Origin of the sequence: Eleftheria terrae, assembly GCF_030419005.1 — a bacterium.
GTDB lineage: Bacteria > Pseudomonadota > Gammaproteobacteria > Burkholderiales > Burkholderiaceae_C > Caldimonas > Caldimonas terrae.
In genome coordinates this window covers 282,306-298,419 of record NZ_CP106952.1, presented here as the reverse complement: position 1 = coordinate 298,419, position 16,114 = coordinate 282,306, and the positions used below count along the sequence as shown (strand labels likewise).

The window sequence follows — 16,114 nt, the reverse complement described above, 5'->3', positions numbered from 1 at the left end:
GATGCCGTCCCCCTCCGAGACCCCGAACGATCCCGGCCTGGCCCTGGGCCCCGAGCAGCGTGCGCTGCTGGCCATGCAGGCGGGCGGGCCCGTCCCGCAATGGCTGCTGCGCCTGGACATCGAAGGCCGGCTCGATGCCGCCCGCCTGCAGGCCGCCGTCGCACAGCTGCTGCAGCGGCACGAGGCGCTGCGGCTGGCGGTGCAGCAGCCGTCCCCCGGGCGGGGCGCGCGCCAGCGCGTCCTTGCCGCGCCCCGGCCGGTGCAGTGGCGGGTCCTGCACCTGCCCGCTGCCGACGAGGCGCTGCTGGCGCAGCCCCTGGCCGAGTTCGCCGCCACGCCGCTGGCGCTGGCCGACGGCGACATGCTGCGCGGCCTGCTGCTGTCGCGCGGCGAGGGCCGCTGGACCGTGGCCCTGGCGGTCAGCGCGCTGGCCGCCGACCGTGGCAGCCTGAGGACCCTGGCTGCCGAGCTGGCCGCTGCCTATGCAGACGCCGCACCCGGGGCCGCACCGGCCTTCCCCTACCGCCAGTACCTGCAATGGCGCGACAGCCTGCAGGACGGCGATGCCGACGGCCGCGCCTACTGGGACGCCTGGCAGGCCGAGGCGGGCGGCGCCGCGTCGCCCCGCCTGGCCCATCGCCGCGAAGGCCCGCCCGCCGGCCGGCGCCACCGGGTGGCTGCCGAGCTGGACGATGCGCTGTGCCAGGCGCTTGTGCGTGCCGGCCGCGCGCTCGGCCATGGCGTGGAGCGCATCGGCCAGGCGGCCTGGTGGCTGCTGCTGGCGCGCATTGCCGGCGAGCCGCGCTTCCTGGCCGGCTGGCAGCATGACTGCCGGCACGACTACGAGCCGATGCAGGGCGGCGTGGGCCTCTACGACAAGGTGCTGCCCCTGTGCATCGAGATCGATCCGGCCGCCGGCTTTGCCGGCTGGCTGGCCCGCCTGGACGAGATCGCCAGCGCCCATGCCGACGCGCAGGAAGCCTGGCCGGTGGAGGCCCCCCCGCTGGCCGGCCACCTGGCGGTGGGCTATGCCTTCGACGCAGCCGCCCCGCTGCCGGCCGCCGGCGGCCTGCAGTGGCAACTGGGCGGGCTGCCCGGCCCGCTGCCGTGCTTCGAGCTGGCCCTGGAGCTGCGCTGGGACGGCGGGCAGGGCCAGGCGGCCCTGTGGGCCGATGCCGGGCACTACAGCGAGCCGGCCCTGCAGCGGCTGCTGCAGCAGTACCTCACGCTGCTGGCGTCGGCCCTGGCCGAGCCGCAGGCAGCCACCGGCACGCTGGCGGTGGTGGGGCCGCATGAGCAGGCGGCCCTGCTGGCCCTCAACCAGGCCAGCGCTGACTTCGGCAGCGAAGGCGTGGATGCCCACATCGCCCGCTGGGCCCAGCAGACGCCCGATGCGCCGGCCCTCGAATGCGGCGCCCAGGTGCTGAGCTACGCACAGCTGCTGGCGCAGGCCGAGTCGCTCGCGCAGGGCCTGCGCGCCCGCGGGGTGGGGCCGGGCACGCTGGTGGCGCTGGCCTTGCCGCGCTCGGTGGACCTGGTGGTGGCCTTGCTGGCCTGCTGGCGGGCCGGTGCCGGCTACCTGCCGCTGGAGCCCGACTGGCCCGAGGCGCGCCGGCGTGCCGTGCTGGCCGATGCCTCGCCGGCGCTGCTGCTCGATGCGGCGGCCCTGCAGGCACTGCGGGCCGCGCCGGCGCCGGCTGCCGGCGCGCTGCCGGCCTGCCGGCTGGAGGATGTGGCCTATGTGCTCTACACCTCGGGCTCCACCGGCACGCCCAAGGGCGTGGTCATCGAGCACCGCCAGCTGCTGAACTACGTGGCGGGCGCCACGGCGCGGCTGCCGCTGGCGGGCAGCCGGCGCTGGGCGCTCACCGGCACGGTGGCGGCCGACCTGGGCAACACCGCTCTGTTCGGTGCGCTGTACCACGGCGCCTGCCTGGTGGTGGCCGAGGCCCACGAGATGGCCGACGGGGCGTCCTTCTGCCGCTTCATGCGCGAGCGCGCCATCGACGGCCTGAAGATGGTGCCCTCCCAGCTGGAGGCCCTGCTCGAAGGCCAAGCGCCGCCGCTGCCGCGCCTGCTGGTGCTGGGCGGCGAGGCGGCCCCGCGCAGCCTGGTCGAGCGCATCGCCGCGCTGGCGCCCGACTGTGCCGTGTACAACCACTACGGCCCCACCGAGACCACGGTGGGCGTGATGGTCCATGCGGTGGCTGCCGGCGCGGCCGCCGAGGCGGCGCTGCCCTTGACCGCGGTGCTGCCCAACAACCGGGTCTACGTGCTCGATGCCGAGCGGCGGCTGGCACCCACCGGCGCCCTCGGCGAGCTCTACGTGGGCGGCGCGCAGCTGTGCCGCGGCTACCTGGGCCAGCCGGCGGGCGCGCTGTTCGTGGCCGACCCGTTCCGGCCTGGCGAGCGCCTCTACCGCACCGGCGACCTGGCGCGCTGGCGGCCCGAGGGCGGCGTGCAGCTGGCCGGCCGGGCCGACCATCAGCTGAAGGTCCGGGGCTTTCGCGTCGAGCCGGCCGAGATCGAAGCCGCGCTGCTCGGCCTGCCGGGGGTCCGGCAGGCGGCGGTGCTGCCTGCAGCGGCGGGCGGCGAGCTGCTGGCCTTCGTGGTGGCCGACAACGCGCGGGCGGCGGACTTGCGCGAGGCGCTGGCCGCCTTGCTGCCGGCGCACATGGTGCCGGCGCGCTACCAGTGCGTGGCGCACTTCCCGCGGCTGCCCAATGGCAAGGTCGACCGCCGCGCGCTGGCCGCCCTGGCGGAGGCGGCGCCAACAGCGGCCGAGGTGCAGGCCCCGCGCGACGCCCTGGAGGCGCTGCTGGTGGCCGGCATGGCCCAGCTGCTCGGCCGCGAGCGCATCGGCGCCGACGAGAGCTTCTTCGAGCTGGGCGGCCATTCGCTGCTGGTGATCAAGCTGGTGGCACGCATCCGCAAGCTGCTGAAGGTGGACATTGCGCCGGCCGCGGTCTTCGACCATCCGAGCCCGGCGGCGCTGGCTGCCGTGCTGCGTGCCGCTTCACCCGATCCGGCCGCGCTGGCGCGGCTGGAGCAGGCCGCCACCCCCCAGGCCTGAGACGGCCCGCGCCCTTCGCCCATTGCACATCCCCCGGGACGCGACGTCCCGGGGCAGAGGATTTCCGAGCATGAACGACACGCAAGCGGCCCTGCTGGCGGCCCTGATGGACGGCTTCGACGAGGACGACGAAGGCAGCCGCATTCCCGCAACCACCCGGGCCGGCGACGAGCGGCCCTTGTCCTATTCGCAACAGCAGCTGTGGTTCCTGCAGAACTTCGAGCCGCAGCTCACCGCCTACAACCTGCCGCGGGTCTTCCGCCTGGCCGGCCGGCTCGATGCCGACGCGCTGGAGCGCGCCTTCCAGGCCCTGGTGCAGCGGCACGCGGTGCTGCGCACCCGCTTCTTCGAGCGTGACGGCCAGCCGCTGCAGGTGGTGCTGCCCGACGCGCCCTTCACGCTGCAGCGCCTGGACCTGGGCGCCGAGCCCGCGGCCGACCGCGAAGCGGCGCTGGCCCGGGCGGTGCAGGCCACCGTCTCGCATGTATTCGACCTGGGCCGGGCGCCGGCGATGGTGGCGCTGCTGGTGCGGCTGGGGGACGAGGAGCACGTGCTGGCCGCCTGCCTGCACCATATCGTCTCGGATGCCGGCTCCAACGCGGTGTTTGCCGCCGACCTGGCCGAGGCCTACCGCCAGGCTTTGCAGGGTCCGGTGCAGCTGGCGCCGATGGCGCTGCAATACGCCGACTTCGCCGCCTGGCAGCGCGAGCGGGCCGAGGCCGGCGGCCTGGCGCGCGAGCTGGCCTACTGGCGCGACCATCTTGGCCCGGTGGTGCCGCCGCTGGCGCTGCCGCTGGACCACACCCGCCCGGCGCGCCAGAGCTTTGCCGGCGCGGCGGTGCGCTTCGAGCTGGCGCCGCAGCTGGCCGCTGCGCTGCAGCGCTTCCAGCGCGAGGAGCGCTGCACGCCCTTCGTCGTGCTGCTGGCGGCCTGGCAGGCGCTGCTGGGCCGCTACTGCGGGCAGCAGGACTTCGCCATCGGCGTGCCGCATGCCGGGCGCCATCGCGAGGAGCTGCAGGGCCTGCTCGGCTTCTTCGTCACCACCCAGGTCTACCGGGTGCGCCTGTCGCCGGCCATGAGCCTGCGCGAGCTGTGCCGCCAGGTGCGCAGCGACGCACTGGCCGCGCTCGACCATGCCGACCTGCCTTTCGAGCTGTTGCTGGCCAGCCGCCAGGAGCCGCGTGATGCGGCCCGGCCGCCGTTGTTCCAGGTGATGTTCGGCGTGCAGATGGAGGGCGAGAACCAGCCGCTGGCGCTGCCCGGCCTGCAGGTGGCGCCGGTGGCCTTCGACGAGCAGGGGGCCAAGTTCGAGCTGTCGCTCGACTTCGCCGTGTCGGCCGATGGCCGCGTGCAGGGCCGGCTCGAATACAACACCGACCTCTTCGCGCCGGCGACGGCCGAGCGGCTGGCGGCTGCCTACCAGCGGATGCTGCAGCGCCTGGTGGGCGAGCCGCAGTGCCGGCTCGGCGAGCTGGCGCTGCCCGACGACGCCGAGCAGGCCCGCCTGCAGCAGTGGGGCAGCCACCCGCAGCGCCATCCGGCCGACCAGCCGGTGCACCGGCTGATCGAGCAGCAGGCGGCCCGCACGCCGCAGGCCACCGCGCTCGTGTACGGCGAGCAGGTGCTGAGCTACCAGGCGCTCAACGCCCGGGCCAACCAGCTGGCGCACCGGCTCATCGCCGCAGGCGTGCGGCGGGAGGCGCGCGTCGGCATCGCCCTGGAGCGCTCGGTGGAGATGGTGGTGGGGCTGCTCGCCATCCTGAAGGCCGGTGCCGCCTATGTGCCGCTGGACCCGCAGTACCCGCAGGAACGCCTGGCCGACATGGTGGCCGACAGCGGCATCACGCTGCTGCTCACGCAGGCGACGGTGCGCGAGCGCGTGGCGCAGCCCGGCGTGGCCGTGCTGGAGCTGGACGGCCTGGCCCTGCAGGACCAGCCCGTGCACGACCCGCAGGTGCCGGTGCATGCCGGGCAGCTGGCCTATGTGATCTACACCTCCGGCTCCACCGGCCGGCCCAAGGGCATCGGCATTGCGCACCACGCGCTGGCCGAGCATGCGCAGGTCGCCGTCGGCTTCTTCGCGCTGACGCCCGAGGACCGGGTGCTGCAGTTCTCGACCCTCAACTTCGACGGCTGCGTGGAGCAGATCTACCCCACGCTGTGTGCAGGCGCTGCACTGGTGCTGCGCGGGCCGGAGCTGTGGGACAGCGCCACCTTCCACCGTGAGCTGCTGGCACGGCGCATCAGCGTGGCCGACCTCACCACCGCCTATTGGCACCTGCTGGTGCAGGACTTCGCCGCCCAGGGCCAGCGCGACTACGGCGCGCTGCGCCAGGTGCATGCCGGCGGCGAGGCGATGCCGCCCGAAGGGCTGAAGGCCTGGCGCGACGCCGGCCTGGCCCACGTCGCCCTGCGCAACACCTACGGGCCGACCGAGGCCACCGTGACGGCCACCGTGCTCGACTGCACGCCGCTGCTCGACGGGCGCCAGCCGCTGCATTCGCAGCTGTCCATCGGCTCCCCGCTGCCAGGGCGCGAGCTGCACGTGCTCGACGGCGACCTGCAGCCGGTGCCGCCCGGCCTGCCCGGCGAGCTGTGCATCGGCGGCGACCTGCTGGCCCGCGGCTATGTGAACCGGCCGGGGCTGACGGCCGAGCGCTTCATCGCCGACCCCTTCGGTGGCCGCGGCGGGCGGCTCTACCGCACCGGCGACCTGGTGCGCTGGCAGGCCGATGGCCAGCTGCAGTACCTGGGCCGCATCGACCACCAGGTGAAGGTGCGGGGCTTCCGCATCGAGCTGGGCGAGATCGAAGCCCGCCTGCTGGAGCAGCCCGGCGTGCGCCAGGCGGTGGTGCTGGCCCGCCCGGGGCCGAGCGGCCACCGGCTGGTGGCCTATGCCAGCGCACAGGCCGGCATGGCCCTGCAGGGGGCGGCGCTGCGCGAGCGCCTGGCGGCGCAGCTGCCCGACTACATGGTGCCCGGCTCGGTGGTGGTGCTGCCCCAGCTGCCGCTCAACCCGAACGGCAAGGTCGACCGCCACGCGCTGCCCGAGGACGAACCGGCGGCCGACACCCCCCCCGTGCAAGAGCTGCCGCAGGGCGAGGCCGAGACCGCGCTGGCCCGGGCCTGGTGCCAGGCCCTGCGGCGCGGGCAGGTCGGCCGGCACGACAACTTCTTCGAGCTGGGCGGCGACTCCATCGTCTGCCTGCAGATCGTGGCCCGGCTGCGCCAGGCCGGCTGGCGGGTGACGCCACGCCAGCTGTTCGAGCGCCAAAGCGTGGCGGCGCTGGCCGAGGTGGCGCAGCGCGTCGAGGCGCCGGCCGACGCGGCCGCCGAGGCGGCCGAGCCGCCGCACTGGCCGCTGCTGCCCATCCAGGCCGACTTCCTGGCGCGCGACCTGGCGGTGCCGCAGCACTGGAACCAGTCGCTGCTGCTGCAGTGCGAGGCGCCGCTCGATACCGCCGCCCTGGCCCGGGCGCTGCAGTGCGTGGTGGCCCGCCACGAGGCCTTGCGCCTGCGCTTCGAGCGCGACGGTGAGGGCCGCTGGGTGCAGCGCCTGGAGGTCGGCACCGACAGCGCCCCTGCCGAGCTGCTGTGGCTGCGCCGCGCCGCCGGCGCGCAGGAGATCGAGGCGCTGTGCGCCGAGGCGCAGCGCAGCCTGCACCTGCAGCAGGGGCCGCTGCTGCGCGCCCTGGCCATCGACGCCGGTGCCGACGGCCAGCGCCTGCTGCTGGTGGCCCACCACCTGGTGGTGGACGGCGTGTCCTGGCGCATCCTGCTGGAGGACCTGCAGGCCGCCTATGCCGCCTTGTGCCAGGGCCGGGAGCCGTCGCTGCCGGCCGGCACCGCCCGCTATGTCCACTGGGCCCGCCGGTTGGCCGGGCAGGCGGCGCGCCATGCGGCCGAGCTGCCGGCCTGGTGCGCGCTGGTCGGCGAGCCGGTGGCGCTGCCGGGGCTGGATGCTGGCGGCGAGCATCTGGCCGGTCGCCAGCAACAGGCCGAGCTGCGCCTTGACGCCGAGGCCACGCGCGCCCTGCTGCGGGACGCGCCGGCGGCCTACCGCACACAGGTCAACGACCTGCTGCTGGCTGCGCTGGGCCGCGCCTTGTGCCGCTGGAGCGGCCTGCCGCGCCTGCTGGTGGACCTGGAAGGCCACGGCCGCGGCGACGGCGACGACGCGGAAATGGACCTGTCGCGCACGGTGGGTTGGTTCACCACCCTGCATCCGGTGCTGCTGGACGGCCACGGCGAGGCCGGCGAGCTGATCAAGCGCACCAAGGAGCGCCTGCGCCGCGTGCCCGGCCGAGGCCTGGGGCTGGGCGTGCTGCGGCATGCCGGCACGCCGGCGCAGCGGGCCGCGCTGGCGGCGCTGCCGCGGCCGCAGGTGGTGTTCAACTACCTCGGCCAGTTCGATGCCAGCTTCGATGCTGCCGGCGGCTGGCGGCCGGCCGACGAGCCGGCCGGCCCGGCCATGGACGAGGGCACGCCGCCCGAGCATGAGCTGGTCATCAGTGGCCAGGTCTATGCCGGCGAGCTGACGATGGCGCTGCGCTACAGCCCCGGGCGGCTGTCTCCGGCTGCGGTGCAGGCGCTGGCCCAGGCTTATCGCGAGGCCCTGCTGGAGCTGGTCGGCCACTGCACGGCCGGCCCGCTCGGCGTGACGCCGGCCGACTTCCCGCTGGCGGGGCTCGACCAGGCGACGCTCGATGCCCTGCCGATCGAGCCCGCGGCGCTGGCCGACCTCTATCCCGTCTCGCCGCTGCAGGCGGGCCTGCTGTTCCACAGCACGCTGGAGGAGGGCGCCTACCTGACGCAGATGCGGGTCGACATCGACGGCCTCGACGCTGCGCGCTTCGAGGCGGCGTGGCAGGCGGTGTACGCCCGGCATGCGGTGCTGCGCACCGGCTTCCTCAGCCTGGGCGAGCAGGCCATGCAATGGGTGCTGCGCGCCGGGCGCCTGGCCTGCCCGCTGCACGACCTCCAGGGCCAGCCCCCCGCCCAGCAACAGGCGGCGCTGGACGCGCTGGCGCGCCAGGACCTGCAGCGCGGCTTCGACCTGCAGCAGCCGCCGCTGATGCGCCTCACGCTGGCACGCACCGGCCGCGACCGCCACCATTTCATCTGGACCTGCCACCACCTGCTGGTCGACGGCTGGAGTGCCAGCCAGCTGCTGGGCGAGGTGCTGCGCCACTACGACGGCCAGCCGGTGGCGTCCAGCCCGCCCTACCGCGACTACATCGCCTGGCTGCAATCGCGCGACCGGCAGGCCGGCGAGGCGCACTGGCGCGCCCGCCTGCAGCCGCTGGAGCTGCCCTGCCGGCTGCTGGATGCGCTGCCGCGGCCGGCCGACCGTGAGCCGGCGCCCGACTGGAACGTGCAGCACATCGAGCTGGACGACCCGTCCACCGCGCGCCTGGCCGCCTTCGCCAAGGCGCAGCGCGTGACGATGAACACCCTGGTGCAGGCCGCCTGGGCCCTGCTGCTGCGGCGCTGCACCGGGCAGGCCACTGTCTGCTTTGGCGCCACCGTCTCCGGCCGCCCGCAGGAGCTGCCGGGGGCGCAGCGCATGCTGGGCCTGTTCATCAACACCGTGCCCGTCATCTGCACGCCCGATGCGCCGCGCCCGGTGGGCGAGTGGCTGCGCGAGCTGCAGGCCGAAGGCGTGGCCTCGCGCGAGCACGAGCACACGCCCCTCAACGACATCCAGCGCTGGGCCGGCCAGGGCGGCCAGGCCCTGTTCGACACCCTGGTGGTGTTCGAGAACTACCCCATCGACGAGGTGCTGGCCGAGGCATCGCCGGGCGGTCTGCGCTTCACGCGCTCGGTCAACGAGGAGCGCACCCACTACGGGCTGACGCTGGCGGTGTCGCTGTCGGAGCGGTTGCGCGTCAAGTTCGGCCATGCGCCGCAGGCTGCCGGCATCGCGGCGGTGGCGGCGCTGGCTGCGCAGTTCGAGCGGCTGCTGCTGGCCCTGGCCGAGGACGCGGCCCGCCCGCTGGGCGACATCGGCCTGCTCGGCGCGGCCGAGCAGGCCACGCTTGAGGCCTGGGGCTGCCCGACGCCCGCCTGGGCCACCGACGCGCCGGTGCACCGCGCCATCGAGCAGCAGGCCCGCCTGCGGCCGCATGCGGTGGCGCTGCTGCTGGACGAGCAGGTGCTCGACTTCGCCGGGCTGAACCGCCGCGCCAACCAGCTGGCCCACCGGCTGATCGCCGCCGGCGTGGGGCCCGAGACGCGCGTGGGCGTGCTGGTGGAGCGCTCGCTGGCGACCATGGTGGGGCTGCTGGCCGTGCTCAAGGCCGGCGCGGCCTATGTGCCGCTGGACCCCGAGTACCCGGCCGAACGGCTGGCCTACATGCTGCAGGACAGCGCGGTGGGCTGGCTGCTCACGCACAGCCCGCTCGATGCACCGGGCCATGCGCTGCAGGCCCTGCATCGCCGCGCCGAGGCGGCCGGCTGCCTGCGGCTCGACCTCGACCGCCTGGCGCTTGACGACGAGCCCACCCACGACCCGGCGCCCGCGCTGCACGGCGAGCACCTGGCCTATGTGATCTACACCTCCGGCTCCACCGGCCAGCCCAAGGGCGTGGCGGTGGCGCACGGGCCGCTGTCGATGCATTGCGATGCCACTGCGGCGCTGTACCAGATGAGCCCGCGCTCGCGTGAGTTCCACTTCCTCTCGCTGGCCTTCGACGGCGCGCACGAGCGCTGGCTCACCGCGCTGCGCTGCGGCGCCTCGGTGGTGCTGCGCGGCCCGGGCCTGTGGAGCGCCGAGCAGACGCACGAGGCGCTGCGCCGCCACGGCGCCAGCCATGCCGGCTTCCCGCCGTCCTACCTGCAGCAGGTGGCCGACTGGGCCGTGCAGTGCGGGCAGGCGCCCGACATGCACCTGCTGTCCTTCGGCGGCGAGGCGATGTCGCGCGGCGGCTTCGAGCAGGCCCGGGCGGCCCTGCGGGCGCGCCGCTACATCAATGGCTACGGGCCGACCGAAGCGGTGGTGACGCCGCTGGCCTGGACCTGTGACGCCGGCCAGCCGGCCTTCGACTCGGCCTACGCCCCCATCGGCCGGCCCTGCGGCGACCGGCGGGCCTATGTGCTGGATGCCGACGGCCAGCCGGTGCCCCCGGGCGTGGCCGGCGAGCTGTACCTTGGCGGCGCCGGCCTGGCCCGCGGCTACCTGGGCCGGCCCGGGCTGACGGCCGAGCGCTTCGTGCCCGACCCGTTTGCCGGGGGCGGCGCCCGCATGTACCGCACCGGCGACCGCGTGCGCTGGGGGGCCGACGGGCAGATGCAATACCTCGGCCGGCTCGACCAGCAGGTGAAGCTGCGCGGCTTCCGCATCGAGATCGGCGAAGTCGAGGCGCAGCTGCGCCGGCTCGACGGCGTGCACGAGGCGGTGGCCCTGGTGCGCGAAAGCGGCGGCGGCAAACGCCTGCTGGCCTATGTCACCGCACCGCCCGGGCGCCCGGCGCCCGACGGCGCCGCCCTGCGCCGCCAGCTCGCGCAGGCGGTGCCCGAGCACATGGTGCCGGCCGTCATCAGCGTGCTGGCTGCGCTGCCGGTGACACCCAACGGCAAGGTCGACCGCCAGGCCCTGCCCGAGCCGGCCTGGGCCGACAGCGGCAGCCACGAGCCGCCCGAGGGCGAGGTGGAACAGGCGCTGGCCGCCGCCTGGGCGCAGGTGCTGGGCCTGCCGAGGGTGGGGCGGCATGACAACTTCTTCGACATCGGCGGCGATTCCATCATCAGCCTGCAGATCGTGGCACGCGCCCGCCGCGCCGGCTGGCGCATCAGCCCGCGCCAGCTCTTCGAGTGCCGCACGGTGGCCGCGCTGGCCCGGGTGGCCACGCCGCTGCAGGCCGAGGCCACGCTGGGTGAGGTGCCGGTGGCCGGCGAGGTGGCGCTGTCGCCGTTGCAGCAGGGCTTTCTGCAGCGGGCGGTGCCGCGGCCTTCGCACTGGAACCAGGCGGTGCTGCTGCGCAGCGACGCGCCGATCGACGCCGCCGCCCTGCAGTCCGCGCTGCAGGCCCTGCTGGCGCAGCATGACGCGCTGCGGCTGCGCTTCGAGCGCGACGCTGCAGGCCGCTGGCAGCAGGCTCATGGGCCGCTGCCGTCCGCGGCCGAATGCCTCTGGCAGCGCCGCGCGCCCGACGCCGCCACCGTGAGCGCGCTGTGCGACGAGGCGCAGCGCAGCCTGGACCTTGGCCGCGGCCCGCTGCTGCGGGCCCTGCTGGTCGAAGTGGACGGCGACGGCTGGCGCCTGTTGCTGGCGGTGCACCACCTGGCCATCGACGGCGTGTCCTGGCGCATCCTGCTGGACGACCTTGGCAGCGCCTACGAGCAGGCCGCCCGCGGCGAGCCGGTGTCGCTGCCGCGCAAGACCAGCAGCTACCAGCACTGGACCCGGCGGCTGCGCAGCCTGGCCGAGGGCGAGGCCCTGCAGGCCGCGCTGGCGCACTGGCGCGTGCCGCCCGACGCACCGGCGCCGCTGGCCTGGGGCAGCCGCGATCCCTCGGGCGCGGCGACGCTGCGCGAGGCCCGCAGCGCCACCTTCCGGCTCGACGCCGACACCACCCGGCGCCTGCTGCGCGAGGCGCCCGCGGCCTACCGCACGCAGGTCAACGATCTGCTGGTGACCGCGCTGGCCCGCGCCCTCGGCCGCGCGGCACCGCAGGCGCCGCTGTGGCTCGACCTGGAAGGCCATGGCCGCGAGGACCTGTTCGACGACGTGGACCTGTCGCGCACGGTGGGCTGGTTCACCAGCGTGCATCCGGTCTGCGTGCAAGCCCAGGGCGATCCGGGCGCGGCGCTGCTGCGCGTCAAGCAGGCGCTGGCGGCGGTGCCGCACAAGGGCCTGGCCTGGGGCGTGGTGGAGCAGTTCGGCGACGCGGCGGCGCGGGCCGTGCTGGGCCGCGTGCCGCGGCGCGAGGTCCTGTTCAACTACCTCGGCCAGTTCGATGCCGGCCAGGCCGGCGGCGCCCGCTGGCGCCTGGCCGACGAGCCGGCCGGCGCCTCCAGCGACGCTGGCCTGCCGCTCAGCCACGAGCTGATCTTCAATGGCGAGGTGATGGACGGCGTGCTCTCGATGTCCCTCACCTGGAGCGCCGCGCGCCAGGACGAGGCGCGCGTGCACGCGCTGCTGGCCGACTATGAAGCCGAGCTGCGCGCCCTGGTGGCGCACTGCACCAGCGGCGCCAGCGGCGTGAGCCCCGGCGACTTCCCGCTGGCCGGGCTCGACCACCCGAGCCTGGCCGCGCTGCTGGCCGGCCTGCCGCGCCCGGCCCGCGAGATCGAGGACATCTACCCCCTCACGCCGGGCCAGCAGGGCATGCTGGTGGAAAGCAGCCTGGCGCCGGCCGGCAGCGAGATCAACCTGGTGCAGATGCAGGCGACCTTCGACGGCCTCGACCTCGACCGCCTGCAGGCCGCCTGGCAGTCGGCGGTGGCCCGCCACGCGATGTTGCGCACCAGCTTCCACTGGCGCGCCGAGGGCGAGCCGCTGCAGGTGGTGTGGCGCGCCGGTGGCGCCGGCCTGGCCGAGCTGCAGCTGCTGGACTGGCGCGGCCGCCATGCCGGCACGGCGGAGGCCGATGCCGCCTGGGCCGCCCTGTGCGAGCAGGAACGCCGGCGCGGCTTCGACCTGGCGCGGCCGCCGCTGGCCCGCTGGCTGGTGGTGCGCGAGGACGGGCAGCGCTGGCGCCTGGCCTGGACCTGGCACCATCTGCTGCTGGACGGCTGGAGCATGTCGCAGCTGCTGGGCGAGGTCTTCACGGTCTATGCCGGGCAGCCGGCACGGCCGGTGGGGCCGCCCTTCGCGTCCTTCCTGCAGGCCGCACGCGCCACCTCGCCCGCACCCGACCACTGGCGCCGCCGCCATGCCCTGGCCGGGCCGCCCGCGCTGCTGTGCGGCCAGCCGCTGGCCCGCTGGGCCGCCGGCGGCCATGCGGCCGAAGCCGTGCAGCTGGACGAGGCGCAGATGCAGCCGCTGCGGGCCTTCGCCAGCGCCCAGCAGGTCACCCTCAACACCCTGGTGCAGGCCGCCTGGGCGCTGGTGCTGATGCAGCGCACCGGCCAGGCCGGCTGCACCTTCGGCACCACGCTGTCGGGCCGCTCGCTGGAGCTGGACGGCATCGACGGCGTGATGGGCTTGTGCATCAACACCCTGCCGCTGATGCTGCGGCCGCGCCGCGAGCAGCCGGTGGGCGACTGGCTGCGCGAGCTGCTGGCCACCAACCTGGAGATGCGCCAGCACGAGCATGCCTCGCTCGGCGCCATCCAGGGCTGGCTTGGCCGGGCTGGCCAGCCGCTGTACGACACGCTGGTGGTGTTCGAAAACTACCCCATCGATGCCGCGGTGAGCGGCGGCGCGGGCGCGGCGCTGCCGCTGTCCCAAGTGGCCAGCCACGGGGCGCTCGGCGTGCCGCTGGCCCTCATCGTGGTGCCGGCCGGCACAGCGCTGACGCTGAGCCTGGAATACGCCCGCGCCGCCCTGCCGGCCGACTTCGTCGCCGACCTGCTGCGCCAGCTGGCCGCCACGCTGACGGCGCTGGTGCAGGACGCCGCCCGCCCGCTGGGCGAGGTGGCGGTGACAGCGGCCCGGGTGGCGCCGGCCCTGCCGCTGGGCGCGCCGGCGGTCGGCCAAGTGCTGCCGCCGCCGGCCGCGCGCGTGCTCGACGCGCTGGCCAGCGTGTGGCGCCGCGTGCTCGGCGAGCCGGGATCCGGCCGGGGGGCGGACGCAGGGTATGGCGCCGACGCGCATTTCTTCGACGCCGGCGGCGACTCCCTGCGGGCCGCGCAGCTGGTGGCGGCCTGGAACGCCTCGCCGCCCCCCGGCACAGCGCCGCTGAGCCTGTCCATGGTCTTCGCGCACCCGGTGCTGCGGGACCTGGCCGCCGCGCTGCAGGCAGGCGCGCCGCCCGCTGCCCCTGCGGCGGCCCCTACCACCTCCACTTTCAACGAACAGGTGAACCATGTCTGACCCCTCCGTGACCCTGGATGCCGGGCCGGCCGCCGCGCAGGCGCCGGTCGGCCTCTATGCCTTTCCCGCGCGGGCCTGGCACCGCGCCGAATATGCCGGGCTGCAGGCCTCGGCGCTCGGGCCGTCGCTGACGGTGGTGTGCGAGCCGGGGGGCGAGCTGGCCTGGGCCGACAGCAGCGTGGCCACGCTCGGGCGGCGCTATGCGGAGCAGTTGGTGCAGCAGGAGGGGGCGCGACAGCGGCCGCTGGTGCTGCTGGGCTGGTCGGTCGGTGCGCTGGTGGCCATCGAGGTGGCGCGCCGGCTGGCCGGCCGGTGCACGGTGGCCTGGGTGGGCAGCATCGACGGCTCGCTGTTCCCCGCGCTGCGGCAGGAGCTGCAGCAGTTGCCGCCGCTGCCCGCGGCCGAGCGGGCCGAGCTGGAGGCGGTGATGCGCCGCTGGCTGCAGGCCTCCCCCCTGCGGGCGGCCTGGAGCGCCGCGCTGCAGCAGATGGGCGCCGCCGAGCACGAGCTCTTCCTGCGCCAGGTGGTGGCCGCCTATGGCCATGCGCTGCCGCAGGACGGGCCGCAGCCAGGCTCGCAGGAGCACGCGCTGTGGAGCCGGCTCAACTGCCTGCGCCTCGGCCTGGGCCATGTCCTGCCGGCGGGCCTGCCGGCGCCGCTGCGCTGCTGGCGCTCAGCCGAGATGGCCAGCCAGCCCGACGGCCTGCACGACGCCTATGCCGGCCACCCCGGCTGCAGCGAGCCGGAGGTGGTGGCGGGCAGCGGTCACCTCGGCGTGCTCGACAGCCCGTTGCTGCACGCCCGGCTGGTGGCCGCCCTCAGCGAGACAGCACCGCCGGCAGGGCGGCAGCCTGCCTGAGCCGGGCGGTGCGCAGGCGGGCCTGGCGCTTCTTCCACCACAGGTAGATGCCCGTGCCGGACAGCCCCACCACCACCGCGCCCAGCAGGCAGACGAAGATCCGGTAAGGCAGCCCCCACACATGGCCCATGTGCAGCGCCCCCATCCAGTTGCTGACGGTGTTGCCGGTGGCGCCGCCGGTGGGCAGCCAGTGCGCCAGTGCGGCCCCGCTGTCGGCATCGACCAGCACCGCGGTGTTGCCGGTGTCGCTGCGCAGGTCGGCGCTGCTGTGCGCCATGTACATGTAGGTGCGCTGCTCGGGGTTGTGGGTGAGCCGCTCCTCGAAGTGCAGCTGCAGGTCGTGGCGGACGGCCAGCTCCTTCATGGCGAGCCGGGCGGCCGCCAGGGCCTGTGGCCAGTCCAGCGCCACCGGCCCGCTGGCCGGCGGGCGCGGCGGCAGCTCGCGCCAGCTGTCGTCGAACTCGAAGGCCAGCGCCATCACCGGCTGCCACACATAGGGCCGCAGGTTGAACATCACGCTCGACCAGGCGAACACGAACAGCACCGCCCACAGCCACAGGCCGCCGGCGCGGTGCAGGTCGAGGATGCGGCGGAAGGTGCCGGCCAGGCGCTTGATGGACCAGGCCGTGCGCCAGGCGCGCCACCAGGCCGCCGAGCCCGGATGGCGCGAGGCCGGCAGCGTGACCCAGGCGCCCACGAAGCAGTCGAGCGTCCACAGCACCGCCACCAGGCCCATCACCAGCTGGCCCCAGGGCGTGGGCAGCGCCAGCACGCAGTGCAGCTCGAAGATGAAGGGCATGATGTACTCGCGCCCCCAGTGCAGGCCACGCGCGTCGCGCCGGCCCAGCACTTCGCCGGTGTAGGGGTTGGCATACACCTCGTCGTAGCCGGGCGGCGGCTGGCCGGGGGCGGCATCCACGTACAGCTGGGTGGAGGCGCCGGGGCGGGTCTTGAGCGTCACGCCCGAGACCTGCACGGCCGGCCCCAGCTGGGCCGCCACCCGCTCGCGCAGCACCAGCGGGTCGAGCGCCGCCATGCCGGGGCGTGGCGGCGCGGCATGGTGCAGCTCGGGCGCGAGCCAGGCGTCCAGCTCGTGCTCGAAGGCCAGCAGGCTGCCGGTCAGGCCGGTCAGCACCAGGAACAGCGCGGTCGTCAGCCCCAGCCAGCGGTGCAGCGCCACCAGCGCGGCCCGTGCCTTCATGGC

The 16,114-nt window shown here is 75.3% G+C and carries 4 protein-coding genes; 3 read left to right on the top strand and 1 reads right to left on the bottom strand.

The window, feature by feature from the left end; all coding sequences use genetic code 11:
- The first annotated feature begins 1 nt into the window (after nucleotide 1).
- The 3 genes from N7L95_RS25555 to N7L95_RS25545 all read left to right on the top strand — a co-directional run bounded on the left by N7L95_RS25555 (nucleotide 2) and on the right by N7L95_RS25545 (nucleotide 14,910).
- Complete coding sequence (locus N7L95_RS25555; protein WP_301260442.1) at nucleotides 2-3,073, top strand: non-ribosomal peptide synthetase; 3,072 nt, start codon at nucleotides 2-4, stop codon at nucleotides 3,071-3,073.
- Nucleotides 3,074-3,143: 70 nt separating this feature from the next.
- Complete coding sequence (locus N7L95_RS25550; RefSeq protein WP_301260441.1) at nucleotides 3,144-14,051, top strand: non-ribosomal peptide synthetase; 10,908 nt, start codon at nucleotides 3,144-3,146, stop codon at nucleotides 14,049-14,051.
- Entirely contained in the window at nucleotides 14,044-14,910 is an 867-nt protein-coding gene (locus N7L95_RS25545) for a thioesterase domain-containing protein (protein ID WP_301260440.1), read from the top strand. Before N7L95_RS25550 ends, N7L95_RS25545 begins: the two co-directional genes overlap by 8 nt.
- Here the strand turns inward: N7L95_RS25545 and N7L95_RS25540 are convergent.
- Complete coding sequence (locus N7L95_RS25540; RefSeq protein ID WP_301260439.1) at nucleotides 14,870-16,111, bottom strand: PepSY-associated TM helix domain-containing protein; 1,242 nt, start codon at nucleotides 16,109-16,111, stop codon at nucleotides 14,870-14,872. The two genes, N7L95_RS25545 and N7L95_RS25540, sit on opposite strands and share 41 nt — an antisense overlap.
- Nucleotides 16,112-16,114: the final 3 nt, after the last annotated feature.

Excerpts from the sequence above, each read along its gene's own strand:
- N7L95_RS25555 (WP_301260442.1), top strand. The coding sequence starts at position 2 with ATGCCGTCCCCCTCCGAGACCCCGAACGATCCCGGCCTGGCCCTGGGC.
- N7L95_RS25550 (WP_301260441.1), top strand. The coding sequence starts at position 3,144 with ATGAACGACACGCAAGCGGCCCTGCTGGCGGCCCTGATGGACGGCTTC.
- N7L95_RS25545 (WP_301260440.1), top strand. The coding sequence starts at position 14,044 with ATGTCTGACCCCTCCGTGACCCTGGATGCCGGGCCGGCCGCCGCGCAG.
- N7L95_RS25540 (WP_301260439.1), bottom strand. The coding sequence starts at position 16,111 with ATGAAGGCACGGGCCGCGCTGGTGGCGCTGCACCGCTGGCTGGGGCTG.